The organism is Pseudomonas vanderleydeniana, from assembly GCF_014268755.2.
GTDB lineage: Bacteria > Pseudomonadota > Gammaproteobacteria > Pseudomonadales > Pseudomonadaceae > Aquipseudomonas > Aquipseudomonas vanderleydeniana.
Genome location: NZ_CP077093.1, coordinates 4,176,916 through 4,203,563 on the forward strand (window position 1 = coordinate 4,176,916; position 26,648 = coordinate 4,203,563).

The 26,648-nt window shown below is 63.5% G+C and carries 22 protein-coding genes; 17 read left to right on the plus strand and 5 right to left on the minus strand.

Going from position 1 to position 26,648, the window contains the following annotated elements; translation table 11 throughout:
* Positions 1-139: 139 nt before the first annotated feature.
* Entirely contained in the window at positions 140-1,195 is a 1,056-nt protein-coding gene (locus tag HU752_RS18555) for a permease (protein ID WP_186683457.1), read from the plus strand.
* 145 nt (positions 1,196-1,340) lie between these two features.
* Here HU752_RS18555 and mnmH read toward each other — a convergent pair whose 3' ends face one another.
* Together mnmH and selD are read right to left on the minus strand one after the other, a co-directional pair.
* The gene (gene mnmH / locus HU752_RS18560) at positions 1,341-2,438 is read right to left on the minus strand and encodes a tRNA 2-selenouridine(34) synthase MnmH (protein ID WP_186683456.1); all 1,098 of its coding nucleotides are present in this window, start codon (positions 2,436-2,438) and stop codon (positions 1,341-1,343) included.
* Entirely contained in the window at positions 2,438-3,472 is a 1,035-nt protein-coding gene (gene selD / locus HU752_RS18565; protein WP_186683455.1) for a selenide, water dikinase SelD, read from the minus strand. Before selD ends, mnmH begins: the two co-directional genes overlap by 1 nt.
* Positions 3,473-3,696: 224 nt before the next feature.
* On the opposite strand from selD, the gene gltP reads away from it, so the two are divergent.
* The 5 genes from gltP to HU752_RS18590 all read left to right on the plus strand — a co-directional run bounded on the left by gltP (position 3,697) and on the right by HU752_RS18590 (position 8,375).
* Positions 3,697-5,022, plus strand: coding sequence for a glutamate/aspartate:proton symporter GltP (gene gltP / locus HU752_RS18570; protein ID WP_186683454.1), 1,326 nt, complete (start codon positions 3,697-3,699; stop codon positions 5,020-5,022).
* A 100-nt stretch (positions 5,023-5,122) separates the two neighbouring features.
* Entirely contained in the window at positions 5,123-5,962 is an 840-nt protein-coding gene (locus HU752_RS18575; protein WP_186683453.1) for an AraC family transcriptional regulator, read from the plus strand.
* Between the two features lie 100 nt (positions 5,963-6,062).
* Positions 6,063-6,968 (plus strand): PhzF family phenazine biosynthesis protein, encoded by a 906-nt coding sequence (locus HU752_RS18580; protein ID WP_186683452.1) that lies wholly within the window; start codon positions 6,063-6,065, stop codon positions 6,966-6,968.
* Positions 6,958-7,464, plus strand: coding sequence for a RidA family protein (locus HU752_RS18585; protein WP_186683451.1), 507 nt, complete (start codon positions 6,958-6,960; stop codon positions 7,462-7,464). Before HU752_RS18580 ends, HU752_RS18585 begins: the two co-directional genes overlap by 11 nt.
* A 95-nt stretch (positions 7,465-7,559) precedes the next feature.
* Positions 7,560-8,375 (plus strand): AraC family transcriptional regulator, encoded by an 816-nt coding sequence (locus HU752_RS18590; RefSeq protein ID WP_186683450.1) that lies wholly within the window; start codon positions 7,560-7,562, stop codon positions 8,373-8,375.
* Positions 8,376-8,508: 133 nt separating this feature from the next.
* On the opposite strand, the gene fabV is transcribed toward HU752_RS18590, so the two are convergent.
* Positions 8,509-9,705, minus strand: a complete 1,197-nt coding sequence (fabV, locus tag HU752_RS18595; protein WP_186683449.1) for an enoyl-ACP reductase FabV — start codon at positions 9,703-9,705, stop codon at positions 8,509-8,511.
* Between the two features lie 216 nt (positions 9,706-9,921).
* Between fabV and HU752_RS18600 the strand changes: the two genes are divergently transcribed.
* Positions 9,922-10,866, plus strand: a complete 945-nt coding sequence (locus HU752_RS18600) for a sensor domain-containing diguanylate cyclase (RefSeq protein ID WP_186683448.1) — start codon at positions 9,922-9,924, stop codon at positions 10,864-10,866.
* A gap of 503 nt (positions 10,867-11,369) precedes the next feature.
* On the opposite strand, the gene HU752_RS18605 is transcribed toward HU752_RS18600, so the two are convergent.
* Positions 11,370-11,582 (minus strand): hypothetical protein, encoded by a 213-nt coding sequence (locus HU752_RS18605; protein ID WP_186683447.1) that lies wholly within the window; start codon positions 11,580-11,582, stop codon positions 11,370-11,372.
* 62 nt (positions 11,583-11,644) lie between these two features.
* The gene (locus tag HU752_RS18610) at positions 11,645-11,914 is read right to left on the minus strand and encodes a DUF2790 domain-containing protein (protein WP_186683446.1); all 270 of its coding nucleotides are present in this window, start codon (positions 11,912-11,914) and stop codon (positions 11,645-11,647) included.
* Positions 11,915-12,153: 239 nt separating this feature from the next.
* On the opposite strand from HU752_RS18610, the gene HU752_RS18615 reads away from it, so the two are divergent.
* The 10 genes from HU752_RS18615 to HU752_RS18660 all read left to right on the plus strand — a co-directional run bounded on the left by HU752_RS18615 (position 12,154) and on the right by HU752_RS18660 (position 26,628).
* Complete coding sequence (locus tag HU752_RS18615; protein ID WP_186683445.1) at positions 12,154-13,134, plus strand: MBL fold metallo-hydrolase; 981 nt, start codon at positions 12,154-12,156, stop codon at positions 13,132-13,134.
* A 126-nt stretch (positions 13,135-13,260) separates the two neighbouring features.
* On the plus strand, positions 13,261-14,001 hold the full coding sequence (locus tag HU752_RS18620; RefSeq protein ID WP_186683444.1) for a response regulator: 741 nt from the start codon (positions 13,261-13,263) through the stop codon (positions 13,999-14,001).
* Positions 13,998-15,311 (plus strand): ATP-binding protein, encoded by a 1,314-nt coding sequence (locus tag HU752_RS18625; RefSeq protein WP_186683443.1) that lies wholly within the window; start codon positions 13,998-14,000, stop codon positions 15,309-15,311. Before HU752_RS18620 ends, HU752_RS18625 begins: the two co-directional genes overlap by 4 nt.
* A 109-nt stretch (positions 15,312-15,420) precedes the next feature.
* A complete protein-coding gene (locus HU752_RS18630; protein ID WP_186683442.1) occupies positions 15,421-15,816 on the plus strand; it encodes a RidA family protein in 396 nt (131 codons plus the stop codon).
* Between the two features lie 103 nt (positions 15,817-15,919).
* Complete coding sequence (gene ppnN, locus HU752_RS18635; protein ID WP_186683441.1) at positions 15,920-17,293, plus strand: nucleotide 5'-monophosphate nucleosidase PpnN; 1,374 nt, start codon at positions 15,920-15,922, stop codon at positions 17,291-17,293.
* A gap of 130 nt (positions 17,294-17,423) precedes the next feature.
* On the plus strand, positions 17,424-17,930 hold the full coding sequence (locus HU752_RS18640; RefSeq protein ID WP_186683440.1) for a sigma-70 family RNA polymerase sigma factor: 507 nt from the start codon (positions 17,424-17,426) through the stop codon (positions 17,928-17,930).
* 43 nt (positions 17,931-17,973) lie between these two features.
* Positions 17,974-18,969 (plus strand): FecR family protein, encoded by a 996-nt coding sequence (locus HU752_RS18645; protein ID WP_186683439.1) that lies wholly within the window; start codon positions 17,974-17,976, stop codon positions 18,967-18,969.
* 182 nt (positions 18,970-19,151) lie between these two features.
* Entirely contained in the window at positions 19,152-22,091 is a 2,940-nt protein-coding gene (locus tag HU752_RS18650; RefSeq protein WP_186683438.1) for a TonB-dependent receptor plug domain-containing protein, read from the plus strand.
* 56 nt (positions 22,092-22,147) lie between these two features.
* On the plus strand, positions 22,148-24,931 hold the full coding sequence (locus HU752_RS18655; RefSeq protein ID WP_186683437.1) for a M16 family metallopeptidase: 2,784 nt from the start codon (positions 22,148-22,150) through the stop codon (positions 24,929-24,931).
* Positions 24,928-26,628, plus strand: a complete 1,701-nt coding sequence (locus HU752_RS18660; RefSeq protein WP_186683436.1) for an ABC transporter ATP-binding protein/permease — start codon at positions 24,928-24,930, stop codon at positions 26,626-26,628. The genes HU752_RS18655 and HU752_RS18660 overlap by 4 nt, the downstream gene beginning before the upstream one ends.
* Positions 26,629-26,648: the final 20 nt, after the last annotated feature.

The window sequence follows — 26,648 nt, forward strand, 5'->3', positions numbered from 1 at the left end:
TGGGAGTCGGCTCGCTGGCGATAGCGACAGATCGGACGACAGAGGAACGTCAGATCCCACCCGGATCGCATGGCGAAGTGCAGCCCCTGGGTTATCATTCACTCGATATCTCTCACTCTCTTTTCAGAGCCCGTACGTCATGACCTCACTCTCCTCCACCGCCCCTGCCCGGGGTTGGTCGCTGTGGTGGAAACCGCTGCTGTTTCTCGCCATCGCCGCTATCGGCCTGTACTACGTCAAGTGGTCGCCCTACTACGCCAAGGCCTTCGTCGCCGCCGACAGCCACAGCATCGGCGGCTCGATCATCAACGACAACCCGGCCTCGCCGGTGGCAGCCGCGCTGGCCTATGCCCAGGTGTACTTCCTGGCGATCTGGAAGGCCGCCGTACTGGCGGTGATCCTCGGCTCGCTGCTGCAGGTGCTGATTCCCCGTGACTGGCTGCTGCGCCTGTTCGGCCGGGCCGGTTTCGGCTCGACCCTGCGCGGCGGGCTGTTCGCCCTGCCCGGCATGATGTGCTCCTGCTGCGCGGCGCCAGTGGCCGCCGGCATGCGCCGACAGAATGTCTCGGTGGGCGCGGCACTGGCGTTCTGGATCGCCAACCCGGTGCTCAACCCGGCCACCCTGGTGTTCATGGGCTTTGTGCTCGGCTGGGGCTTCAGTGCGATCCGCCTGGTGGCGGGCCTGGTGCTGGTACTGGGTGTGTCGATGATTGCCCAGCGGGTCGCTCGCCCCGACACCCTGCCGGAGCCGGCCGTGGAGGCAGTGGTCGAGGCCAGCACGGCCAGCGACCAGAGCTTCTTCGTGCGCTGGGGCAAGACCCTCTGGCAACTGTTCTGGAGCACCATTCCGATCTACATCGTGGCGGTACTGCTGCTCGGTGCGGCACGGGTCTGGCTGTTTCCCCATGTCGACGGCGCGATGAGCAACAGCCTGCTGTGGCTGGTACCGCTGGCGATCGTCGGCACGCTGTTCGTGATCCCGACAGCGGCGGAAATCCCGATCGTGCAGACCATGATGACCCTGGGCCTGGGCACCGCACCGGCCGTGGCGCTGCTGATGACCCTGCCCAGCATCAGCCTGCCGTCGCTGCTGATGCTGCGCAAGGAATTCGATGCCCGGGTACTGGTGACCGTGGCGGCGCTGACCATGCTGGTGGGGATCGTCAGCGGTTTGGTGGCGGTGGTGGTGCTCTAGGCACCGCTTCTGCCTATGGAACCGGACCTGTGGGAGCCGGATTTATCCGCGAATTAGGCGACGCGGTCATACTTGGCAACTGCATTGCCTGGTTCGCGGATAAATCCGGCTCCCACAGGTCAGCATCGCCGCCCGACCAGCTCTCTCAGCGTCGTGTTCGGTTCCTGAGATATTCCAGCACCGCTGACTGATCGCCCGCGAACTCGATCCGCGCACCCTTGCTCTCGCGCTGGAACACGTACATCGGATCGTAGTACTCCTTGAGCAGTCCCAGGATCCAGGCCCGGTGCAGGTCGACGCTGCCACTGCACGCCTGCTCCACCAGGGCATCGGACATCAGTTCGCGCATCCGCCGATGACACTCGCCGCCCAGGCGCTTGTGGATGTTGTCCAGGCTGCCCAGCAGGCGTTCGCTGAACAGCTTGAAGCCATGTTCACCGTGAACGGCGATGAACTCCGCGCAAAGCTGCACCACGTAATCGCGCAGGATGCGTTCGACCCGGCTTTCCAGGCTGTCCTCGAGCCAGACCATCGAGAAACGTTGCATGCCCTGGTACAGCGGCAGCGGCAAGGCACAACGCCCGACCATGCGGCTCTCGTCCTCGACCACGAACTGCCCGATGCCACGGGCGCGTTTCTTCAGCAGGTCCACCGCCAGGCGGTTTTCGAAGTCGATGTTCGACGGCTGCCCCGTGGCCCGCTTGCCGAAGCTGGAACCGCGATGGTTGGCGTGCCCTTCCAGGTCGAGGCTGTTGTCCAGCTGGATGATGACGTCGGTCTTGCCCGTGCCGGTCATACCCCCCAGCAGTACGAAGTCAGCCTGTTCCACCGCCTGCTCGACGGTCTGCATGAGGAAGGTCCGCATCGCCTTGTAGCCACCGCCGACCCGCGGGTAGTCGATGCCGGCATCGTGCTTGAGCCATTGCTGGACGATCTGCGAACGCAGGCCGCCGCGAAAACAGTACAGCACGCCCTCCGGGTGCGCCCGGGTGAAATCGACCCAGGCCTGCAGACGGGCAGCCTTGACCTCGCCGGACACCAACTGGTGGCCCAGGGTAATCGCCGCCTGCTGGCCGTGCTGCTTGTAGCAGGTTCCCACCCGCTGACGCTCCAGGTCGTTCATCAGCGGCAGGTTGACCACGCCGGGAAAGGAGCCCTTGGCAAACTCGACCGGTGCCCGGGCATCCATCATCGGTACATCATCGAGAAACAGTGTGCGGTAGTCGGTGATATCGCCTGGCATCAGGACACCTCTACCGCATGGCTCTGTCGCTCCACCAACTGGCCGATCGGCTCCAGGCTCAAGCCCAGCTCGGCGGCGACGGCGAGAAACTCCGCCTGCCCCTCGGGGGTGACGGCTACCAGCAGGCCGCCACTGGTCTGTGGGTCGCACAGCACGCGCTTGTGTAGTTCACGCAGCGGGCCGATCTTGCTCGCATAGCTGTCGAAGTTACGCAGCGTGCCGCCCGGAATGCAGCCCTGCTCCAGGTAATACTCGACTGCGGCCAGGCGCGGCACCTGCTCGTAGACGATACGGGCGGTCAGGCCACTGCCGTCGGCCATTTCCACCAGGTGCCCCAACAGGCCGAAACCGGTGACATCGGTCATCGCGCTGACCCCGGCCAATTTGCCGAAACGGCTGCCGGGCTTGTTCAGAGTGCACATCCAGTCACGGGCGACGCCGACGTCTTCGCTGCGCAGCTTGCCTTTCTTTTCCGCAGTGGTGAGCACGCCAATGCCCAGCGGCTTGGTCAGGTAGAGGATGCTGCCGGCGGTGGCGGTGTCGTTACGCTTCATGTTGCGTTTGTCCACCAGCCCGGTGACGGCCAGGCCGAAAATCGGCTCGGGCGCATCGATCGAGTGCCCACCGGCGAGCGGGATGCCCGCGGCGTCGCACACCGAGCGGCCGCCACGAATCACTTCACGGGCGACCTCCGGCTGCAACACGTTCACCGGCCAACCGAGGATCGCGATGGCCATCAACGGGTCACCGCCCATGGCGTAGATGTCACTGATCGCGTTGGTGGCAGCAATTCGGCCGAAATCGAAGGGATCGTCGACGATCGGCATGAAAAAGTCGGTGGTCGAAACCACCCCGCGCTCTTCATCGATGGCGTACACCGCCGCGTCGTCGCGCGAGGCGTTGCCGACCCAGAGTTTCGGGTCGAGGTTCTGGGCACCGCTGCCCGCCAGGATCACTTCCAGCACCTGGGGCGAAATCTTGCAGCCGCAGCCGGCGCCGTGGCTGTACTGGGTCAGGCGAATCGGTTCGCTCATCGGTCAACCTCACAGTATGAAATGCCTCGATTCTAACAGACCCGCCGCCACTCGCTCGCCCCGCGCATGGCCCAATCGTGGGCATGGTCGGCCCGATCCGCGCTACCGAGGGCCGTCTGACAGCCCAAGATCAGGCTGCACTGCCGTTCAAGGCCCCCTTGGCAGTCGCAACACCCGCACTGGCGCCCCGCATCGACCTCCAACAACATGGGAACCCACCTATTATGACCAAGGCAAAACCGAGCCTCGCCTGGCAGATCCTCATCGGTCTGATCCTGGGCATCGCCGTTGGCGCGCTCCTCAACCATTTCAGCACCGACAGGACCTGGTGGATCGCCACCTTCCTGCAGCCGGCGGGCGACCTGTTCATCCGCCTGATCAAGATGATTGTCATCCCGATCGTCATCGCCTCGCTGATCGTCGGTATCGCCGGCGTCGGCGACGGCCGCAAGCTGGGTCGTATCGGCTTCAAGACCCTGCTCTACTTCGAGCTCATCACCACCCTGGCAATCGTCGTCGGCCTGGTGTTGGCCAATCTGTTCCAGCCCGGCCACGGTATCGACATGAGCCAGCTGGGCACCACCGACATCTCGCAGTACGAAAAGACCACTCACGAAGTGGAGGCCAACCACGCCTTCATCACCACGCTGCTGAACCTGGTGCCCTCGAACGTGTTCGCCGCCATCGCACGGGGCGACATGCTGGCAATCATCTTCTTCTCGGTGATGTTCGGTCTGGGCCTGTCGAGTCTGCGGGACGAGCTGCGCCTGCCCCTGGTGCAGGTACTGGAAGGGGTTTCGCAGAGCATGTTCAAGGTCACGCACATGATCATGCGCTACGCCCCGCTAGGGGTGTTCGCGCTGATTTCGGTGACCGTCGCCAACTTCGGTTTCGCCTCGCTGCTGCCACTGGCCCGGCTGGTGGGCCTGGTGTACGTGGCCATCGCCTTCTTCGGGCTGGTGGTACTCGGACTGGTGGCCCGCTTCTGCGGCTTTTCGGTACTCAGGCTGATGCGCATCCTCAAGGCCGAACTGATCCTGGGCTATTCCACCGCCAGTTCGGAAACCGTGCTGCCACGCATCATCGAGAAAATGGAAGCCTACGGTGCCCCTCGGGCGATCAGCCGCTTCGTGGTACCGACCGGCTACTCGTTCAACCTTGACGGTTCGACCCTGTACCAGAGCATCGCCGCCCTATTCATCGCGCAGTTGTATGGTATCGACCTGTCCCTGGGACAGCAGATCACCCTGGTCCTGACATTGATGGTCACCTCCAAGGGTATCGCCGGGATCCCGGGCGTGTCCTTCGTGGTGCTGCTGGCGACCCTGGGCAGCGTCGGCATTCCACTGGAGGGCCTGGCCTTCATCGCCGGGGTGGATCGGATCATGGACATGGGACGTACCGTTCTCAATATCATCGGCAATGCCCTCGCGGTGCTGGTCGTGGCACGCTGGGAAGGCATGTACGACGATGCGGCCGGCGAGCGCTACTGGAAATCCCTGGAACAGCCACACTCAACCGATGGACAGGTATTGGCTGCCGAGCGTTAAGGGATAGACTGGGGCCACCTGCGGGATCCGTGTCGATCTCCAGGGCCCCTTCGCGACGCTGCGGCGAAGAACGATCACACGAAGCACCGGGAGTCAGCCCATGGCCCACCTATCGCCCAAACTCGGCGGCATGCTGCCCGAAGTGTTCCGCCTGGAGCTCAGCGAAAGCACCGGCTATGCCCAGGACTGGCATGCCCACGACTGTCACATGCTGCTATTGCCGCGCCAGGGCGGGCTGCTGCTGTCGACCGAAAGCAACGCCAACACCCTGCACGTCTCGCGCCAGGGCTTTTCCCTGGTGCCGGCAGACTTCGCCCACTCGACCCAGGCTGCGCCCGGACGGGAAAAACACCTGGCGCTGTACATCGACCCGCGCTACATCGAGCATCACGCCAGGGCCGCCGGCTACGCCGAACTGCTCGGCCGCACCCGTCTCTGCGGGCTCTGGCAAGGCAGCGAAGCCCTGGAAAGCATCCTGCACCTGCATGACCAACTGGCGCGCACCCATGGCACCGAAGCCTTCCAGCGTCAGTTGCCACACCTCAACCACCTGCTGTTCGAGGAGTGCGCCCGACTGATCGCCTGCCAGCAGCCCCTGCCACAGGTGGGTGAAAGCCTGGACAACGCCCGACTGGTGCGGGATATCCAGACCTATGTGCGCGAACACCTGCTCGATGAACTCGATGTCGACAGCATCGGCTATCAGTTCCACCTGTCACGGCGCCACCTGACCCGCCTGTTCAAGTCCTTCGCCGGGGAGACCCTGGTGGACTTCACCAACCGTACCCGGGTCGAGACCGCCGCCCGGCTGATTTCCAGCACGTCACTGTCGATTCTCGAGGTCAGCCTGGCCGTCGGCCTCGACTCCCCCTCCTATCTGGCGCGGCTGTTCAAGCGCTACCTGGGCCTGGCACCACGAGACTTGCGCAAACCCCACTGAGGCGCTGGCCCAAACGTCCGCATCGGCGACCCGATCGTCGCGGCAAGCCTTCTCCCCCGACGCGACAATCGACCTCCTCCCATCCCTTTCGAGGTCTGCCATGCGTGATGTACAGGTTGTAGAAGTGTTCAAGTCCGCGAGCGGAGGCGGCAATCCTGCCCCCATCGCCGTCGATGCCGAAGGCCTGACGGCTGAGCAGATGACGGCCATCGCCCGTCGCTACGGGCATGAAAGCGGTTTTGCGTTTCATCCCGAACAGGCCGCCGACAACGACTACCGCTTCCGCTTTTTCGTCCCGCTGCACGAGATGAGCATGTGCGGCCACGCGACCATCGGCACCGTGTGGCTGCTGCACAAGCTCGGCCGACTGCAGCGGGAGCGATTGTCCATCGAGACCCTGAGCGGCACCGTCACCGCCCATGTCCAGGGCCTGGAGTCGCAAGACCCGTTCATCGAGATATCCCAGCCGGTCGGCACCGTGGAGCCGCTCAGCCGCCCCGAACTGCGCGAGGAAATCATCGAGGCGATCGGTCTCAGGGCCGAAGACATCCTCGACCTGCCGCTGCTCAACGCGGCCACCAGTCGGGTCAAGACGTTGATTCCGGTACGCAACCCGGCGCTGCTCGATGCCGCCCGCCCGGATTCAGCACGCATCGAGGCACTGTGCGAGCTGATCGACTCCACCGGTTTCTACCTGTTCTGTCCGCGCCCTGGCATCGAACGACAATTCGACAGCCGACAGTTCCCCAAGGCCTCCGGCTACCCCGAGGACGCCGCCACCGGTATCGCCGCCACAGCCCTGGCTTTCGGCCTGCTGCAATACGGTCTGATCGAAAATGGCGAGCGATCGATTCTGGTCCATCAGGGCCGTGCCATGGGCCGGCCTTCGGATATCCATGTGCGCTTCGAACTGGACGGACAAGGCCAGCCGAACGGCTGTTTTGTCGGTGGCTACAGTGCCTTCGCCACCTGGCAGCAGCCGGAGGCAGATCATCATGGCGCCTGATCCGCAGTGGCTGCCCTTGCCCCAGGTACTGCCACCCTTTCGGGAGACGTTGCTCGCGCTCTACCCGGACGCTGCGCAACGCTTTGTCGCGCCGCGCCATTTCCGTCTGAGCCAGCGTGACGGCAACCTGCTATGGGTGTCCGGCCAGGTACCGCGCTACAACGAGGAGATCCGCTACACCGGTCGCGTCGGCGAACAGTTGTCCCTCGACCAGGCCCGGCAGGCCGCCCGCCTGTGCATGGCGAACTTCCTGTCGATCGTCGCGGCCGCCTGCGACGGCGACCTGCAACGGGTCGAGCAGGTGATCCGGATCACCGGCTACGTGCGTGCCACGGCCGATTTCGGCGCACAGTCGGAGGTGATCAACGCCGCATCCGAGGTACTGGTGCAACTGTTCGGCGAGCGTGGCGAACATGCCCGATCGGCCATCGGTGTGCACTCCCTGCCCGGCGCTGCCGGTGTCGAGATCGAAGGCGTGGTCCGGCTCAGGTCCTGAGCAGCGGCGCCCGGCGTTTTCCTTTACCATGGTGTCTGATCGCGCTTCGGCCAGTCCGGGGCGCTCCCTCGATCAGCAGTGGAACGGGCCAGGCCATGGGTAGAGACACGTCGAGCGCCGACTGGGTGCAACGCGCACCGCAGACCAGCCATATGGAGCGTTTCGAAGCGTTCTTCCATGGCCATCGATTCAGCCCCCACCGCCATGACACCTATGCCATTGGCCGTACGTTATCCGGGGTACAGAGCTTCAAGTACCGTGGCAGCCAACGCCACAGCCTGCCCGGCGGGACCATGGTGCTGCACCCGGATGAGGTCCACGATGGCCGGGCCGGCACCCACGATGGCTTCCAGTACCGGATGATCTACCTCCAGCCTTCACTGATCCAGGCAGCCCTGGGCGGCCAGCCGCTGCCTTTCGTGCCCGGTGGGATCAGTGGCGATCCACGCCTGCGGATCGCCACCGAAACCCTGCTGCAGAGCATGGACCGCGCACTCGATCCGCTGGAGGAACAGGATGCGATCTTCGAGCTGGCCCACGCGCTGAATGCGGTGTGCGGCGCGCCGGTCAAGCGGCGCAGTTTCGACTACCAGGCGGCCGAGCGTGCCCGGGAGTTCATTCACAGCGCCCTGGACCGTACCGTGACCCTCGATGAACTGGCCGAACACAGTGGGCGTGACCGCTGGGCGCTGAGCCGTGATTTTCGCCTGCTGTTCGGGACCAGCCCGTATCGCTACCTGAGCATGCGTCGGCTGGATCTGGTGCGCTCGCTGCTCGCCCAGGGCCATTCGCTGGGTGAGGCGGCGTTGATGGCCGGGTTCGCCGACCAGAGCCACATGAACCGTCAGTTCCGCTCTACCTTCGGCCTGGCGCCAGGGCACTGGGCGAAGATACAACGACTGGCGGGCTGACTGGCCGGGAAACGGGGCGCAAGATACAGCGGCGGGCGAACGCCCGTGGGAAGGGAGTATTGCCGGCGCCACGATTGGCGCCGGCAATACGCCTGGGGCAACGAACCGAGCGGGTCGTTGCCCCAGGCGCGACTCAAGCCTGGATCAGGTTGGCGATCGCCACGTCCGGGCTGACGTCGGCGTCGTAGTCCACACCTTCGACACCGAAGCCGAACAGGCGCAGGAACTCGGCCTTGTAGCCAGCGAAGTCGGTCAGTTCGTTTAGGTTCTCGGTGGTCACTTCGTTCCACAGCTTGGCGACCAGGTCCTGCACTTGCGGAGCCAGTTCCTTGTAGTCGGCGCGCAGGCGGCCGTCCTCGTCGAGGATTGGAGTCGGCGAGTACAGGCTGTCCTTGTACAGGCCGTAGACCTGCTCGATGCAGCCTTCGTGAACGCCCTGCTCCTTCATCACCTTGAACAGCAGCGACAGGTACAGCGGCATGATCGGGATGGCCGAGCTGGCCTGGGTGACCACGGCCTTGAGGACCGACACACGGGCGTCGCCGCCCTTGGCTGCCAGGCGCTCACGGATGCTCAGGACCTTCTGGTCCAGGTCTTTCTTGGCGGCGCCAATCGAACCGTTCCAGTAGATGTCGTGGGTGACCTTCTCGCCCAGGTAGGTGAAGGCGGTGGTCTTGGCGCCGTCGGCCAGCACGCCGGCTTCGTCCAGCGCGTCGATCCACAGCTGCCAGTCTTCGCCACCCATGACCTTGACGGTACCGGCGATTTCTTCCTCGCTCGCCTGCTCCAGGGTGGTTTCGGCAACCACTTCCTTGTCGGTGTTCAGGCCGCGCTGGGTGATCGACTTGCCGATCGGCTTGAGCGTCGAGCTGTAGACCTCACCGGTTTTCGGGTCGGTACGGCGTGGCGCCGCCAGGCTGTAGACCACCAGGTCGATCTTGCCCAGGTCGCGCTTGATGGTCTCGATGGTCAGGCGCTTGACTTCGTCGGAGAAGGCGTCGCCGTTGATGCTCTTGGCGTACAGGCCTTCAGCCTCGGCGAACTTGTGGAACGCGGCGCTGTTGTACCAGCCGGCGGTGCCCAGCTTGCCTTCGTCACCTTCGCGCTCGAAGAACACGCCCAGGGTCTTGGCGCCGCAACCGAATGCGGCGGTGATGCGTGCAGCCAGGCCATAGCCGGTAGAGGCGCCGAGCACCAGGACGTTCTTCGGTCCGTCAGTGACCGGGCCTTGCTGGGTGACATAGTCAATCTGTTGCTTGACGTTGGCTTCGCAGCCCACCGGATGAGTGGTCACACAGATAAAGCCACGAACGCGTGGTTTGATGATCATAAGGTCCCCTTTTCTCTTAGGCCTGTATCGACGCTGATGATGATAACGTCGCGGATTCTAGTCGTAGACGCTCAAAAAGCCCATGCGTCACTGCTTTTACAACATCGCTTGTCACGGCAGACGGCAAAATAGCCTGCCTTGCATCGCCTGGGCCTTGATTCCCCGCCCGGCGGACAACATTCTAGCCAGCCCCTCCACTGCGAACCCTTATCGACCATGAGTAGCCCGACTCCCGCGGAAACCGATAGTGACGTCTACAAGACCCTGCTCGAATCGACCCGGGCCATTCCCTGGCGGATCGACTGGAAGACCCTGACCTTCAGCTACATCGGCCCGCAGATCGAGAGCCTGCTCGGCTGGGCGCAGGACAGTTGGGTCGGCATCGATGACTGGGTCTCGCGCATGCACCCGGACGATCGCGAGTACGTGGTGAACTTCTGCGTCTCGCAGTCCAAGGCCGGTGTCGACCATGAGGCCGACTACCGCGCGCTGACCCGCGACGGCGAGTACGTGTGGATCCGCGACGTGGTGCATGTGGTGCGCAAGGACGGGGAAGTCGAGGCGCTGATCGGTTTCATGTTCGACATCAGCGAGCGCAAGAAAACCGAGGAACACCTGGTGCGCCTGCAGAAGCAACTGGAGGAATACTCTTTCCAGGACGGCCTGACCGGCATCGCCAACCGCCGCATGTTCGACACCGTGCTCGCCCGCGAGTGGGAGCAGGCCCAGCGCAGCCAGCTGCCGCTGTCGTTGATCATCATCGATATCGACTTCTTCAAGCAGTACAACGACCACTACGGTCACATCAAGGGCGACGAGGCCCTGCGCCAGGTCGCACAGACCCTGGCTCGCGCAGCCAACCGCCCACGGGATTTCATCGCCCGGATCGGCGGCGAGGAGTTCGTCTGGCTGTTGCCGGAAACACCGGCGGACAAGGCCCGGCAGATTGCACAGAACTGCCTGCAACTGGTGCGCCAGCAGCAGATTCCCCATGAGAAATCGGCGGTGTCCGAATCGCTGAGTATCAGCCTCGGGGTCGGTACCACCCGCGCCACTCCTGAAGAACCGGCACTGGGCTTTGTCGAGAAGGTCGACGAGTTGCTGTACCGGATCAAGCGCAATGGGCGCATGGGCGCCGAGTACGCCGACTTCAGCGAGTAACCGCCCCGCTCCACGGTTTTGTGCAAAACCACAGAATCTCCCACAAGGTGGAGAAACTGCTACGGAACCGCTCTAGCACGGGACTCGATACAATCGGGCGGGTTTGTATCAATAATGACTATTGATGCGACTGATAAGCGATAAGCCGGCAGCGATGGTACTGTGCTCCCCGATGGCAAAGTTATGCCTCAATCGGTTTCCAGCAGGCTGCTGGAACAGTCATTGGGCCGTACTCTTCTTCATCATCCTTTGGTTAAGACTTCAGCTACTGTACTCCCCGTGCAGTAGCTTTTTTTTAACCGGGCTGCCCGCCGCCTACCTCCCCCGCTACCGAACACCTCGCACAATCATCCCCTCGCCCAACTCGAACGGCGCCCGAACGCCCCGCACATTGGCAGGGAACCGGGCAGTCGGATATTGGGAGTTGCTCGTTATCTTTTGTCCGTTAGGGTTTGCCCGCCGCCACTTGTCCGGTCTGGCGCAAGTGGCGGCACGGGATTGGATCAGGCCTGCATGTCTTCCAGGTAACGGCCCTGCGGCGTGTGGCTGGAGCCGTTCTCGACCAGCAGCGGCGTCTTCTGCTGCTCGCCGACCGGCGTCAACTGGAAGCAGTGTCCATCCGGGCATTGGCGTTTTTCGGTCGCGGCGTCAGCGTGTACCGCGGCACCGGCCAGGGAGAAAGCGATCGCACTCAGGTAGGTTTTGACGTGGTTCATGGCATGCACTCTCGTATCAGAAATAGAAAACCCAACAGGGCAAGGGCGAAACGTTCCAAGGCTCAATTCCCCTCGTGGCAGACGTCGGAGAACTTGCGGTAGGCGAGGATGTGCTGCTCGCCCTGGGAGTCGAGATAGGTCATCCGTGCGTTGACCACGCTGCATTCCGGCCCTTCGTCCTGGCTCAGGGACAGCACCTTGCGCACGTCCAGGTGGCTGCCGTAGCTGTAGGTCTCCGGCTGGGGCTGCGCCTGGGATTCGGCCCGGGCCGACAGGGTGCAGACGTTCAGGGCAGCGAAGAGGCAGGCGGCGAAAAGGGCTTTGCTGTTCATGGTCATTTCCTTTTGGTGGGTTTCAGTGAGGTCGAGTACCGTTGTCTCGTTGGAGCTCATTGAATGCCCGCCAGGTATCCCGGGTGTGTCGCGAACAGGCCGCAGTTAAAGCGCAAGTGTCTGGCACGCCTTCGGATACAGAGCGATACACATCGAGGCAGCACACCGCCCTGAAATATCCCGCATACATGGCTGCGGTGAACTGCACGACAGAAACGATCGATGCGAGGAGTCACTGGATGTTGTGGTCGAAATACACGCGACGGCTCGGAGCCGCCCTGCTCAGCCTGCTGCTGGGCAGCGGCCCGGCCCTGGCCGCACAGGACACGGCGGTGGCCGCACCGCTGGAAATGGTGGTGCTCGGTTCCGGCGGCCCGGGAGCCACCGGCCGGGCAGGCGCCGGTTATGCACTGCTGCTGGATGGTACGCCGCGTATCCTGGTGGATGCCGGCCCCGGTACATTCGCCCGTATCGGCGAAGCCCGGCTCGACCTGCGCAAGCTGGACATCGTGCTGCTGACCCACCTGCACGTGGACCACGTCGCCGAACTGCCCGGCATCATCAAGGCGCGGGCCGTCAGTGCCCGCAGCGATATCGACTTCCGGATCTTCGGCCCCAGCGCCAGCACCCCAGCCACTGCGGGCAACGGCAAGCCCGGCGCGCGCTTTCCCGCCACCAGCCAGTTCGTCGACCTGCTGTTCGGCACCTTCGGTGCCTTCAGCTACCTGCAGGACTTTGCCGGGCATATCGACTTCAATGTCACCGACCTGTTCGGCCCGGCCAGCAGCGTCGGGGACAAGACCCAACCCCAGGTCATCCTCGAACAGGACGGCCTGCGCATCAGCGCAGTGGGGGGGCACCATGGCGACTCACCGGCGGTGATCTACCGGGTCGACTACAAGGGTAAAAGCATCACCTTCAGTGGCGACATCGATGCCCAGGCCCACGCTGCCCTGACCCGCATCGCCAAGGGCTCGCAATGGCTGGTGTTCAACGATCCGGTGCTGGACCCGCCCAATGCCCGGCCGATCCTCTATACCCTGCACACCGCACCCGCCGATATCGGCAGGATCAGCAACAGCGCCGGCGTATCACACCTGCTGCTCAGCCACCTTCCCGGTGAAATCGACTCGTTCCGTGATGCAGCCGGCAAATCCATCCGCCAGCACTATCGCGGTCCGCTGGATTTTGCCGAGGATGGCCAGCGCATTCGCCCATGAGCCGTTTTTTTTGCATATCCATGTATCCGTCGCCCGCCAGATACACTGCAATACAAACCGTGGCAGGCAAGCGCGGCGCTTGTCGCTAGACTGCGCCAAAACCCATTTTTGACAGAGGTTGAACCGATGGAACATGTCGATCACATCTTGATCGTGGATGATGACCGGGAAATCAGGGAGCTGGTTGGCAACTACCTGAAGAAGAACGGCCTGCGCACCACCGTAGTCGCCGATGGCCGGCAGATGCGCGCCTTCCTGGAAACCACCCCGGTGGACCTGATCGTGCTCGACATCATGATGCCCGGTGACGATGGCCTGCTGCTGTGCCGCGAGCTGCGCGCCGGCAAGCACAAGAACACCCCCGTGCTGATGCTGACTGCCCGCAACGACGAAACCGACCGCATCATCGGCCTGGAAATGGGCGCCGACGACTACCTGGTCAAGCCCTTCGCCGCCCGCGAGCTGCTGGCGCGTATCAATGCCGTGCTGCGTCGCACGCGGATGCTGCCACCGAACCTGGTGGTGACCGAAAGCGGCCGCCTGCTGGGCTTCGGCCGCTGGAAACTGGACACCACCGCGCGCCACCTGCTCGATCAGGACGGCACCATGGTCGCCCTCAGCGGCGCCGAATACCGCCTGCTGCGGGTATTCCTCGACCATCCGCAACGGGTACTCAACCGCGACCAACTGCTCAACCTCACCCAGGGCCGCGACGCCGACCTGTTCGACCGCTCCATCGACCTGCTGGTCAGCCGCCTGCGCCAGCGCCTGCTCGATGACGCCCGCGAGCCGGCCTACATCAAGACCGTGCGCAGTGAAGGCTATGTGTTCTCGCTGCCGGTCGAGCTGCTCGGAGCCCAAGCATGAGACGCGTGCTGCACTGGCCGCGCACCTTGGCCTCGCGGCTGTCGCTGATTTTCCTGGTGTGCCTGATCCTGGCCCAGGCGTTGTCGTTCGGCGCGCAATCCTACGAGCGCTACGAAAGTGCCAAGAATGCCATGCTGGGCAACCTGGAGACCGACGTCTCGACCTCGATCGCCATTCTCGAGCGCCTGCCGGCGGTGGAGCGCGAGAGCTGGCTGCCGCGCCTGGCGCGAAAGAACTATGGCTACCTGCTCAACGAGGGTGAACAGGGCATGCCCATGAGTCCGGGCGATCTGCCCATCGCCGTCCCCTCGATCGAAGAAGCCCTGGGACCGGATTACCCGGTAACTTTCAGCGACATCCCCGGACCGAAGAAGCACTTCCAGGCACACCTGACCCTCAAGGACGGCAGCCCGGTGACCATCGACGTGCGCCCCTCCCTGGCGCCCATGTCGCCCTGGCTGCCGGCCGTGCTGCTCGGGCAGTTGCTGCTGATGCTCGGCTGCACCTGGCTGGCGGTGCGGATCGCCGTGCGCCCGCTGACCCGCCTGGCCCAGGCGGTGGAGAACCTCGACCCCAACGCCCACGCCGTGCAGTTGGACGAAAGCGGGCCCTCGGAAGTCGCCCACGCCGCCACTGCGTTCAACGCCATGCAAAAACGCATCGCCGACTACCTCAAGGAGCGCATGCAGCTGCTGGCAGCCATTTCCCATGACCTGCAAACGCCCATCACCCGGATGAAGCTGCGCGCCGAATTCATGGACGAGTCGCCGGAGAAGGACAAGCTCTGGCAGGACCTGGGCGAGATCGAGCACCTGGTCCGCGAGGGCGTCGCCTATGCCCGCAGCGTGCATGGCGCAACCGAGCTCAGTTGCCGCATCGACCTGGACTCGTTCCTCGACAGCCTGGTGTTCGACTACCAGGATACTGGCCAGGCAGTCGAGCTGACGGGCAAGAACGGCGCACTGATCGAAGTCCGCCCCCATGCCCTGCGCCGGGTGCTGGTCAACCTGGTGGACAACGCCCTGAAGTTCGCCGGTGCCGCGCAACTGGAAGTGCGTTCGAAGACCAACCAGGGCATCTCGATCCTGATTCTCGACCGTGGCCCCGGGATCGCCGAGGCGGAGCTGCAGGAAGTGCTCAAGCCGTTCTACCGCGTGGAAAGCTCACGCAACCGCAGCACCGGCGGCACCGGCCTGGGCCTGGCGATCGCGCAGCAACTGGCCGTGGCCCTGGGCGGTTCGCTGACCCTGAGCAACCGTGAAGGTGGCGGGCTTTGCGCCGAACTGCAGCTGGGTGTCGTACGCCCCTGATCGGTGGCTCTCGCCTGCCCCGGCAACGGGGCATACCTGGGCGCGCGATTTAGCTATGCTAGGGCACTTTTTCCAGTGCCCGCTTTCAGAGCTACCAGGAACACCACCCATGGCAGACCGCGAAATCATCGTTCCAGCCTCCATGCAGAACATCGTCGAACGAGCGGGCTACGCGCCAGCTGTCAAGGTCGGGACGACACTGTATTGCGCAGGACAGGTCGGCCGCACAGCGGCCCTGGAAGTGATCCAGGATCCCGAGGCCCAGTTCCTCGCCTGCTGGGAAAACCTGCGCCTGGTTCTGGAAGCCGGTGGCTGCCGCTTTGACGACGTGGTCGACATGACCACCTATCATGTCAATATGAGCCAACACATGGCAGTCTTTCGAGAGGTCAAGAATCGTGTTTTTCCGCGCGGGCACTGTGCCTGGACGTCGATCGGCGTCTCGGAACTGGCGCACCCCGGCCTGCTGGTGGAGATCAAGTGCGTGGCGGTACAGCGCAGTTGAATCGTCCCTGCCTCATCCCTGGCACCCGACTTCGGTCGGTGCCGGCCGTTCTGACGCTACCGGTGCATTAACCTCCGGCCGCGTTGCTTTCATGGAATAGAGAATGACCCAACGATCCGTAATCAATGCCTCGGTCAGCCCCAAGGGCAGCCTTGAAACCCTTTCCCAGCGTGAAGTGCAGCAACTGAGCGAAGCCGGCTCCGGCAGCATCTACACGCTCTTTCGCCAGTGCGCCCTGGCCATCCTCAACACCGGCGCCCATGTCGACAATGCCAAGACCATCCTCGAAGCCTACAAGGACTTCGAGATCCGTATTCACCAGCAGGATCGCGGCGTACGCCTGGAACTGCTCAATGCCCCGGCGGACGCCTTCGTCGACGGCGAGATGATCGCCAGCACCCGGGAAATGCTCTTCAGCGCCCTGCGCGACATCGTCTACACCGAAAACGAACTGGGCAGCCAGCGCATCGACCTGGACAGCTCCCAGGGCATCACCGACTACGTCTTCCACCTGCTGCGCAACGCGCGCACCCTGCGCCCGGGCCTGGAGCCGAAGATGGTGGTGTGCTGGGGTGGCCACTCGATCAGCAGCGAGGAATACCAGTACACCAAGAAGGTCGGCCACGAACTGGGCCTGCGCAGCCTGGACATCTGCACCGGCTGCGGCCCGGGGGTAATGAAAGGCCCGATGAAGGGCGCAACCATCTCCCACGCCAAGCAACGCATCACCACCGGCCGTTACCTGGGCCTGACCGAGCCGGGCATCATCGCCGCCGAGGCGCCGAACCCGATCGTCAACGAACTGGTGATCATGCCCGACATCGAGAAGCGCCTGGAGGCCTTCGTGCGGGTCGGCCACGGCATCATCATCTTTCCGGGCGGTGCCGGTACGGCGGAGGAATTCCTCTACCTGCTGGGCATCCTGATGCACCCGGAAAACCGCGACCTGCCCTTCCCGGTGATCCTCACCGGCCCGCGCAGCGCCGAGGCCTACCTGCAGCAGCTGCATGCCTTCGTCGGCGCGACGCTGGGTGAAGAGGCGCACAAGCACTACCAGATCATCATCGACAACCCGGCGCAGGTCGCCCGGGAAATGGCCCAGGGCCTCAAGGCGGTCAAGCAGTTCCGCCGCGAGCGCAACGACGCCTTCCACTTCAACTGGCTGCTGAAGATCGACGAAGGCTTCCAGCACCCGTTCGACCCGACCCACGCCAACATGTCCAGCCTCAAGCTGCATCGCAACCAACCGCCCCACGAACTGGCGGCCAACCTGCGCCGGGCGTTCTCCGGCATCGTCGCCGGCAACGTCAAGGACAAGGGTATCCGCCTGATCGAAGAGCATGGCCCGTACGAGATTCACGGTGATGCCGAGGTCATGCAGCCGCTGGACAAACTGCTCCAGGCCTTCGTGGCCCAGCACCGGATGAAACTGCCGGGTGGCGCGGCCTACGAGCCTTGCTACCGAGTGGTCAGCTGACCGATCAGCGTTGAAGTCCTTGCTCATCGAGTTCTCCGATGAGCAAGACTTCAATTGATAATACTTCTCAATACTAGTAGAGTCGCGCCCGCTGTTCATGACTCACTTTCAGGGCGTCTCTACTCTTCACATGGCCGAGCCAGACTCCAAGCTCGATATCTACCTCGCCAATCGCCAGGCCCTGGTCGACTATGTCGCGCCTATCGTCGGCGGCCAGGCCCAGGCTGAAGACGTGGTACAGGATGCCTGGCTGCGTTTCGATGCGCGTGACACCCGCCCCGTGCAACGGCCGGTAGCCTACCTCTACCGCATCGTGCGCAACCTGGCCCTGGACCTGACTCGGCGCCTGCACAGCGACAAGTACCAGCCCGGCGGCGCCGAACTGCTGGAGACCCTGGTCGCAGCCACGCCATCGCCCGAACACCAGCTGTATCACCAGGACGAACTGAGCCAACTGGAAGACGCCCTGGCCGAGTTGCCCGAACGCACCCGCATCGCCTTCGAAATGCATCGACTGGGCGGCTGCACCCTCCAGCAGGTCGCCAACCACCTGGGCATCTCCGTCGGCCTGGCCCACTCGCTGGTACGCACCGCCCTCACCCATTGTGCCGAGCGACTGGGAGAAGGCGATGAGTAATGCGACAATGAGCCTCCATCAAGCCAGCAAGGACCGTGTGCCAATGAAGGCCTCCCTCACCGACGACCCGGTCTGGAACACCGCCCTGGACTGGCTCGAACGCGTCCAGCAAGCCCCGCAAGACACGGCCCTGCAAGCGGCCTGCGCCGCCTGGCAGGCCGCCGCGCCCGAGCATGCCGCCGCCTGGCGCAAGGCCGAGCGCGTCTGGCGTTTGAGCGGTGGTCTGTCCGCCCGCCATGCCGAGCACTGGAGCTCCGCCCCGGCGGTGACCAGCCAACAGCCGACGGCTGTACTGCCCATGCGGCGCATACCGCGTCCCCGGCGTCGGGCCTGGATCGGCACGGCGGTCGCCGCCGCCCTAGTGCTCGCCCTCCTGCCTGCGCTGCCCCACCGGCACGCCGACTACGCCAGCGGTGTGGGCGAGATGCGCCTGGTACAACTCAGTGACGGGACGCGGGTCACCCTCGGCAGCGACAGCGCCCTGGTCGATCACTTCAACGATGGCCAGCGCAATGTTGAACTGCTGCACGGCGAAGCCTTCTTCGATGTCACCCCGGACCCGCAACGCCCTTTCACCGTGACCGCCGGCAGTGGTGCGGTGCGCGTGACCGGCACCGCCTTCGAGGTACGTCTTGCGCCCGAGCGCCTGAACGTCGCCGTCACCCACGGTGCGGTCAAGGTCAGCGACGGGCGTCTGCATTCCGATGCGTTGGACACCGCTCTGACCGCCGGCGACCAGATACAGTTGGATTACGACGCCAAGCGCCTGCAGCGCAATCACCTGCAACCGACCCAGATCGCCAGTTGGCGGCAAGGACAACTGGTCGCCGATGACCAGAGCATCGGTGAACTGGTGAGTGAACTGCGCCGCTACCATCGCGGGCTCATCCTGCTGCCCGACGATGCCCTGGCCGCCGAGAAGGTCACCGGCGTCTACGACCTGCGCAATCCGCAGGCCGCACTGCGCGCCCTGGTCCAGGCCCATGGTGGCCAACTGCGGACTTGGTCCGACTATCTCTGGGTCATTTCGCGCTCCTGAAACCCTGGGCAGGCCGTTTGTTTACCGGCCTGCCCACCCTCCCGTGACACCCGCCTGAAATTATTTTCACTATTTTCTGAAAATTTCCCGAAGCACTGCGTCATTTGCCTGCGACGCACTTGAGATGCGTTCGCATTTTAGTTCGCGTATGCGTTCAGCAGTGCAACGGGGAGTAGCAACGAATGACGATTTCCAGGACGGCGCCTTTCGAACGAGCGACCGACAAACGACTGCTCGGCCGCTCCGGCCAGTGGCTGGGCGCCATGGGGCTGGTGGGAGTCCTGGTGAGTGCCAGTGTCTGCGCCGAAGACCTCAAGCAGCTCGCCGTGAGCCAACGCCTGGAACAACGTTTCGATTTTGACATTCCCGCCCAGTCGCTGGCCGGTGCCCTGATTGCCTTCGGCCAGCAGGCCGGCATCCAGATCAGCAGCGACAGCGCCCTGCTGCGCAACCGCGACTCCGTCGGTGCCCATGGCACCCTCTCGGCCCGCGATGCATTGGTCGACCTGCTGCACGGCAGCGGTGTGCGCTGGCAGCTCAACCCTGCCGCCGACACCCTGGTCCTCGAGGAAATTCCGGTAACCGACGCCTATCGCCAGAGCACCCATGAAGTACTGGTCACCGAGAACATCGTGGTGCTGGGCACGCCACAGGAAAGCGGTTTCCAGGGTGAAACGGTGATCGACCGCCGGGCCATCGAAGCCTTTCCCGGTGCCAACGGCGACATCACCACCCTGCTGCAGATGCACCCCAGCGTGAAATTTCGCGCCGACGAAAAGAGCTCCAACACCGCCGGTGAGATCGACCCCGCGGATATCAGCATCAACGGCGCCAAGTACTACCAGAACAACTTCATGATCGATGGGATCAGCATCAACAACGACCTGGATCCCGGCAGTCATACCTGGAACGACTACAACCGGATCGAGGGCCTGCCTAGCCGCGCCCACGGTATCGCCCTGGACGCCGACCAACTGGAGTCGGTCAAGGTCTACGACAGCAATGTGCCGGCCGAATATGGGGGATTCAATGGCGGGGTGGTGGATGCCATCACCCGCCGTCCAACCGAAGACCTGCATGGCAAGGTGTCGATGAACATGACCCGTTCGTCCTGGACCCGATTCCATATCGCCGACGACCAGCGCAGTACCTTCGAACAGTCGAGCGATGCACAGAACCAGCCGGAATTCCGCAAGTTCACCTACAAGGCTACCCTCGAAGGGCATCTCACCGAAAACTTCGGCCTGATGGCGAACTTCTCCCGTAAAACCTCGATCATTCCGCTCAATGCCTACGACAACGGTTACCAGAGCGGCACCGATGACGGAAAACACGATCAGCACCGACAGATCGACAACTACATTCTCAAAGGTTTTTGGACCCCCAGCGATCGCCTCGAAACCAAATTCAACATCACCCATGCACCGCAGGAAGGTGAATACTTCCGCTCCAACACCCGCGACTCGGCCACAGTGATTCACCAGGGCGGCTACCAGGCATCGCTGCAGGCGATCTGGCTCGGTGATCAGGCCACCTACACCCACAAGCTCGCGTATACCAACCTGGAAAGCTCGAGGACCTCCGACAGTAGCATCTACAAGTCCTGGCGCTGGTCCGAGGAGAAGAACTGGGGCAACCCGTATCGCAACGGAGTCCTCAGCACGGCGGCCACCAGTGCCGAAGGTGGCATGGGCGACTTGAACCAGACCCAGGTCGGTGCCACCTACAGCGTCAAGGCGGAATGGCTGCCGGTGCAGCTTTGGGGCACCAACCACAACTTCCAGACCGGCCTGGAACTGAGCCAGCAGACAGCGACCTACGAGCGCCCGAGCGATGTCTGGACCGCCACCACCCTAGGGGTGGGCGCCTCCAACGGCAGCCTGACCTGCAATACCGCCAGCGGAGCTCTCGACAGTGAATACTGCTCCATCGCCAAGAACCCGCTCGGGGCCTTGACTCGCCAGTACTTCCGCAGCTTGAACTACTATCGTGAAGGCAAGATCGAACTCACCGAACGGCGTTACGGTTTGTTTGCCCAGGACAGAATCGAGCTGGGCAAACTGACTCTGCGTCCGGGGCTACGCCTGGACGTCGACGACTACATGGACAAGAAAACCCTGGCGCCACGCTTCTCCGCGGAGTACGACGTCTTTGCCGACCGCTCCACTGTACTGACCGGTGGCCTGAACCGCTATTACGGACGCAACCTGTTCATCTACCGCCTGGCCGATGGACGGGAGGCACTGCGTTGGCGTCGTACCCGCGGCGCAGCCAGCGGCACCACCATTCCGGACTTCGCCGGCTGGGTCAACTATGGCGTCGACGAAAACTCGTTCCGCAAGCTGGACATTCCCTACGACGACGAGGTCATGCTGGGCATCAGCCAGCGCTGGTTCGATACAACCTTCGACCTCAAGTACGTGCACCGCCAGGGCAAGGACCAGGTGGTGCGCTCGACCGCAAGAAACCTCGACCTGCCGACCGGCGATGGAGTCAGCACCATCGCCAACTACTACACCTACACCAACAAGGGCAAAAGCGAGAGCGAGAACGTCAGCCTGACCGTCAGCCCGGACTGGCGAATCAAGGGCCTGGGAACATCAACCTCGATGCAACTGGCCTTGGACTGGAACCGTACCCGCAGTACCCACACAGACTATCAGCAAGTGCTCTCCGCCTCGGAAGTCGACGATAACGATGTTCTTTACGACGGTAAGGTGACCGCCTACAGCGAATTGCCTACCAGCGACTTCAACCGACCATGGACGGCCCGCCTGACTGCAATCACCGAGATGCCGGCCCTGCACCTGACCTGGAGCAACTTCCTGCGCTATCGCGGCCCATACCAGCAGATCGTCAACACCGGCAAGACCGCCAGCCTGCCCAACTCAGAAGGCGGCCTGACGACCTACGACGTCTACGAGGCCGCCACCGTCAAGGCCGCCCCCACCTGGGACACCCGCCTGTACTGGGAGATACCGACCGCTCACGAACAGGCAGTCTTCGCCGCCGTCGACATCACCAACGTCCTGGACAAGGTGTCGCCCATCGTCAGCTATTCCGGCACTACCACCTACGAGATCGGCCGTCAGTACTGGCTGGAAGTCGGCTACCGCTTCTAGGCGGTAGCCGTTCCCACAAGGCCGACCACCCCAACCGAAAACAGCCCGAGCCCTTCATGATCAAGACATTCTGTACAGGCCTGGCCGGCCTGCTGCTGTTGACCGCCTGCGCCTCACGGCCAGCCACCACCGAACTGCCCTGGGACGACCGCCTGCACCGCGGTACCCTGAGCAATGGCCTGGAGTACTGGCTGCTGCCCGACCACAGCCAGCCAGGCCGCGTCGACCTGCGCCTGCTGGTGAAGGCCGGCTCGGTGGACGAAAGCGGCGAACGCACCGGCGTTGCCCACCTGCTGGAACACCTCTCGTTCTATCAACGCGGCAGTCTGCCCGGTACCGTGCGCCAGAGCCTTTTGGCGGCAGGCTGGAAGCAAGGACAGAACTTCAATGCCGTTACCAGCAACGACCGTACCCAGTATTTCTTCAGCCCGGCCGCCGGCAAGGCGCAGTTGGAACTGGGCCTGCAAGCACTGGCCACTATCGGTGGCCCGGTGGACTTCACTGCTGCGGACCTACAGCAGGAGCGTCCGATCGTCCTCGAGGAATGGCGCGGCGGCCTGGGCGTCGCCCAACGTATGAACGAGCAACGCCGTGACGCCCAACGGGTCGGTTCGCGCTACGTCAATCACCCACCCATCGGTAGCAAGGAGGGCATCGAAACCGCCCAGTGGGCCGACCTGTCGACCTTTCACCAGCGTTGGTACGTGCCGGGCAACATGCAGTTGGTGATCACCGGCGATATCGACCCCGCCACCCTGCCAGCGCGCTTGGACCACTGGTTCGGCCAGTTGCCCACAGCCGCCACGCCCACCCGTGACTATCTGGAACTGCCCCTGCGCAAGCAATTGAACATCGCCCAGGTGCAGGACAGCCAGAGCGGCGGTAGCAACGTCGCCTTGATGTTCCGCTTCCACGAAGCCGATGCCCGGGCTGCCACCACCGAAGGCATGCGCCAGCGCCTGATCAACCGTCTGGTACTGTCACTGGCCCAACAGCAACTGGTTCGCCAGGGCCGCGAGAACGACTCGGGCGTACGCAGCCTGACCCTGCAGAAACACCTGATCGGCCAGGCCTCCACGGTGCTTGCGGTTGGTGCCGGGGTCAGTGCCAACGGCCATGAGTCTGGCCTGCAGAAAGTCCTTGAAGAGATTGCCCGCCTGCGCCGCAACGGTTTTGACGAGCAGCAGTTTCAGGAACAGAAGGCGGCGCTACGTGAAGTTGCCCAGAGCATGCTCAAGAAAGGCGACGATCGTGACTTCGTCGAATGGGTACGCCGCCTCAACGATGCCGCCGTGCAGGACAATCGCGTAGTCCGTCCGAGTACCATCGCCAACCTGACCCTGCACCTGCTCGACGATATCCGGCTCACTGAGCTGAACCAGCGTTGGAACGACTGGACCGACCAGCCGGATCGTGTCCTCCAGTACCAGGCACCCGGGCTCACGCCCGTGCAACTGCCCAGCGTCGAGCACGTAGAGTCTACCATTGCCCAGTGGCGGGCAGCCCCCCTGCCCCCAGCACCGGCCAAGGTCGAAGAGCCGGCCGAACTGCCGAGCCTGCCGATCCCGCAAACAGCGGGACAGGTGGTCAGCAAACAACACTTCGACGCCGAACAGGTCGAACACTGGCAACTGAGCAACGGCGATCGCTTGGTCTGGCTCAAGCGTGCCGGTGCTGGCGGCAAGGCACAGTTGCGCATCGACTCGCCCTCCGGCTACCTGGCCAAGGGACTGGTGCCGTGGCAAGCGCAGACGGCCGCACAACTGCTCTCACAGAGTGCGCCGCAAGGCTGGAACGAGGCTCAGTTGAAACGCTGGCGCAGCACCCAGGACGTCAGTCTCGGCCTGAGCAGCGAAGCCCTTCGGCTGACTTTCACCGGCCAGGCTTCGGGAGCCCGGCTGGAACCCCTGCTGGCTCTCTACAACACCTGGCAAACCCACCCCTGGATCGATCCGCAGGCCATGGACGATAGCCTGGAGCAAATGCGCGACGGCCTGTCACGCCAAACCGACAGCGTCTCGCTCCAGCAAACCCAAGCCCTGGCGCGGTTGCGCTTCGCGCCGCGATCAACCCTGCAACCCGATGCCGAACAACTGGCCACTGTGAGCCAAAAGGACCTGCTCGACCAATGGCAACGCATGAGTCGCAGCCCTGTCACCTACTACCTGATGAGCGATGTCGACGCCCAGCAACTGGAAGCTGGCGTCACTCGCTACCTGGCCAACATCCCACGCGGCCAGGCACTGTCATCCCGCGATGCTGCACCGCTCGCCGGAGCTCGCCGGAAAACCCTGGCAGTTGCCCTGGAACCACGGGCCAACCTGCAAGCCTACAGTTTCAGTGAAATGCCCTGGAGCCCGACGCAGGCCGCCGCCATCTCACTGCTTGGGCGCATGGCCCAAGAAGATCTCAAGGCCAAGTTACGCGGCGAGGCCGGTGGTGTGTATCGCCTGGCCTTCGACAGTGAGCTGGGTCAGGACACTCAGCGTATCGACAGCCGCCTGGCGTTCACCACCGACCCTCAGCGCCTGGATGAGCTTCGGCAAATGGCCGCCGACGTGCTCGCCCAACTGCCGCAACGCATCAACGCCGAGAGCGTCGCCGCCTTGCGCAAGCAATTGCAGGCCCAGGAACGCGAACGGCTGAACGATCCGCAGACCCAACTCCACCGGCTGATCCTCAGCGAACGAGCCTATGGCGATCCACGCTACCTGAGTGAGCAACGGCAACTGGCGCAGAGCCTGCAACCGGCAACCCTCAAGGCCTTGGCCAAACACCTCTGGAACCCGGCCAACCTGCGCGAATTGCAAGTACTGCCAGCCACCGGAGCACGTCCATGAACACCCTGCGCATCTTCTTCCGGCTGGCCTGGCCGTACTGGCGCAGCCGCCAGCAGTGGGTATCCTGGCTGCTGTTGGGCAGCGTGATCGCCATGGGCCTGCTGATCGTGCAGATCAACGTCTGGATCAACGCCTGGAGCAAGACCTTCTACGACACCCTGGGCGCCTTTGACACCTCGGCGCTGTATCGGTTGATGGGTGAATATGTGATCTATCTCGCCGCCTTCGTGCTGATCGCGGTGTACAAGAACTGGTTGCACAAGGCTCTCCTGCTGCGCTGGCGCCAGAGCATGACCGAGCAGGTCATCGGCCGCTGGCTCGATGATCATGCGTTCTATCGCATAGGTCACCAGGGCGAGCCGGACAACCCAGACCAGCGTATCGCCGAAGACATCAAGCGCCTGGTCGAGAGCAGTGTCAGCCTGTTGGTGTCGTTCATCACCAACTTCGCCCAGGCCGGAGCGTTCCTCGGCATTCTCTGGCAACTGTCCGGCACCCAGACCTTCAGCGCCGGCAGCTACAGTGTGACACTGGACGGCTACCTGGTCTGGATCGCAGCTATTTATACCGTGGTCGGCACGGCGATCACCCACTGGATTGGCCGGCCGTTACATCGCCTGAACTACGAGCAGCAGCACCGCGAGGCCGACCTGCGTGCCGACCTGCTGCGCAAGCGCGACAATGCTGAGCAGATCGCCCTGTATCGCGGTGAAACGGTGGAGGCGCATCAGCTCAAGGCACGTTTCGCACGAATCGCCGACAACTGGCGGGCACTGATGAACCGCGAGCGCGACCTGAACTTTTTCACCGTCAGCTACGACCGGATCAGCCTGATCATCCCGGTGTTCGCCGCCTTGCCCGCGTTCCTCGCCAAGACCATTACCCTGGGCGGGCTGATGCAGATCCGCAGTGCCTTCGGCGCCGTGCAGAACTCGCTTAGTTGGTTTATCGGCGCCTACCGGCTGATCATGGACTGGAGCGCCACGGTCGAACGCCTGGGGCAATTCCATAACGCCCTGGAGCAGGCGCACGCCGAACGCCCGCAACCCGCCGTCGGCAGCCGACTGCAACTGCGCTCGGCAAGCGTGCTGCTGCCCAATGGCAACCCGCTGCTGGAAGACCTGAGCCTGAACTTGCAACCGGGTACCTGGCTGCGCCTGGCCGGACCGAGCGGCCTGGGCAAATCGACACTGCTGCGTACCCTTGGCGGAGTCTGGCCCTTCCATTGCGGCCACTGGCAACTGCCTCCTGGCCGTAGCCTGCTGCTACCGCAAAAAGCCTATTTGGCCACTGATCGACTGGACCGACTGCTGGCCTACCCATCCAACGAGGTACCCGAGGAAAGTGAGCTGCGCGAGATACTGCAGGCAGTCGGCCTTGGCGTCCTGCAGGATCAACTGGAGCGCGAGACCGAATGGCCCCGCGAACTCTCGGGTGGCGAACAACAACGCCTGGCCTTCGCCCGTGCTCTGCTCTACCGACCTGACACACTCTATCTGGACGAAGCCACCAGCCAGTTGGATGAAGTCTCCGCCCGCTCGCTGTTGCTGCTGCTCAGAACGCACCTGCCCCAATGCAGCGTGATTGCCGTTAGTCACCAACCGGCAGTGCAGGCGTTGTTCGAACAGACATTGGACCTTCAGTCCCACCAACACAAGGCACCGGCCAAATACCTGGAACCGGAAGCGGCGCTCTAACTCCCTTGCCAGTGTTCTAC

Bases quoted from the DNA above. Each gene is read 5' to 3' on its own strand.
- HU752_RS18555 (WP_186683457.1), top strand. From the start codon at position 140: ATGACCTCACTCTCCTCCACCGCCCCTGCCCGGGGTTGGTCGCTGTGG.
- mnmH (WP_186683456.1), bottom strand. From the start codon at position 2,438: ATGCCAGGCGATATCACCGACTACCGCACACTGTTTCTCGATGATGTA.
- selD (WP_186683455.1), bottom strand. From the start codon at position 3,472: ATGAGCGAACCGATTCGCCTGACCCAGTACAGCCACGGCGCCGGCTGC.
- gltP (WP_186683454.1), top strand. From the start codon at position 3,697: ATGACCAAGGCAAAACCGAGCCTCGCCTGGCAGATCCTCATCGGTCTG.
- HU752_RS18575 (WP_186683453.1), top strand. From the start codon at position 5,123: ATGGCCCACCTATCGCCCAAACTCGGCGGCATGCTGCCCGAAGTGTTC.
- HU752_RS18580 (WP_186683452.1), top strand. From the start codon at position 6,063: ATGCGTGATGTACAGGTTGTAGAAGTGTTCAAGTCCGCGAGCGGAGGC.
- HU752_RS18585 (WP_186683451.1), top strand. From the start codon at position 6,958: ATGGCGCCTGATCCGCAGTGGCTGCCCTTGCCCCAGGTACTGCCACCC.
- HU752_RS18590 (WP_186683450.1), top strand. From the start codon at position 7,560: ATGGGTAGAGACACGTCGAGCGCCGACTGGGTGCAACGCGCACCGCAG.
- fabV (WP_186683449.1), bottom strand. From the start codon at position 9,705: ATGATCATCAAACCACGCGTTCGTGGCTTTATCTGTGTGACCACTCAT.
- HU752_RS18600 (WP_186683448.1), top strand. From the start codon at position 9,922: ATGAGTAGCCCGACTCCCGCGGAAACCGATAGTGACGTCTACAAGACC.
- HU752_RS18605 (WP_186683447.1), bottom strand. From the start codon at position 11,582: ATGAACCACGTCAAAACCTACCTGAGTGCGATCGCTTTCTCCCTGGCC.
- HU752_RS18610 (WP_186683446.1), bottom strand. From the start codon at position 11,914: ATGAACAGCAAAGCCCTTTTCGCCGCCTGCCTCTTCGCTGCCCTGAAC.
- HU752_RS18615 (WP_186683445.1), top strand. From the start codon at position 12,154: ATGTTGTGGTCGAAATACACGCGACGGCTCGGAGCCGCCCTGCTCAGC.
- HU752_RS18620 (WP_186683444.1), top strand. From the start codon at position 13,261: ATGGAACATGTCGATCACATCTTGATCGTGGATGATGACCGGGAAATC.
- HU752_RS18625 (WP_186683443.1), top strand. From the start codon at position 13,998: ATGAGACGCGTGCTGCACTGGCCGCGCACCTTGGCCTCGCGGCTGTCG.
- HU752_RS18630 (WP_186683442.1), top strand. From the start codon at position 15,421: ATGGCAGACCGCGAAATCATCGTTCCAGCCTCCATGCAGAACATCGTC.
- ppnN (WP_186683441.1), top strand. From the start codon at position 15,920: ATGACCCAACGATCCGTAATCAATGCCTCGGTCAGCCCCAAGGGCAGC.
- HU752_RS18640 (WP_186683440.1), top strand. From the start codon at position 17,424: ATGGCCGAGCCAGACTCCAAGCTCGATATCTACCTCGCCAATCGCCAG.
- HU752_RS18645 (WP_186683439.1), top strand. From the start codon at position 17,974: ATGAAGGCCTCCCTCACCGACGACCCGGTCTGGAACACCGCCCTGGAC.
- HU752_RS18650 (WP_186683438.1), top strand. From the start codon at position 19,152: ATGACGATTTCCAGGACGGCGCCTTTCGAACGAGCGACCGACAAACGA.
- HU752_RS18655 (WP_186683437.1), top strand. From the start codon at position 22,148: ATGATCAAGACATTCTGTACAGGCCTGGCCGGCCTGCTGCTGTTGACC.
- HU752_RS18660 (WP_186683436.1), top strand. From the start codon at position 24,928: ATGAACACCCTGCGCATCTTCTTCCGGCTGGCCTGGCCGTACTGGCGC.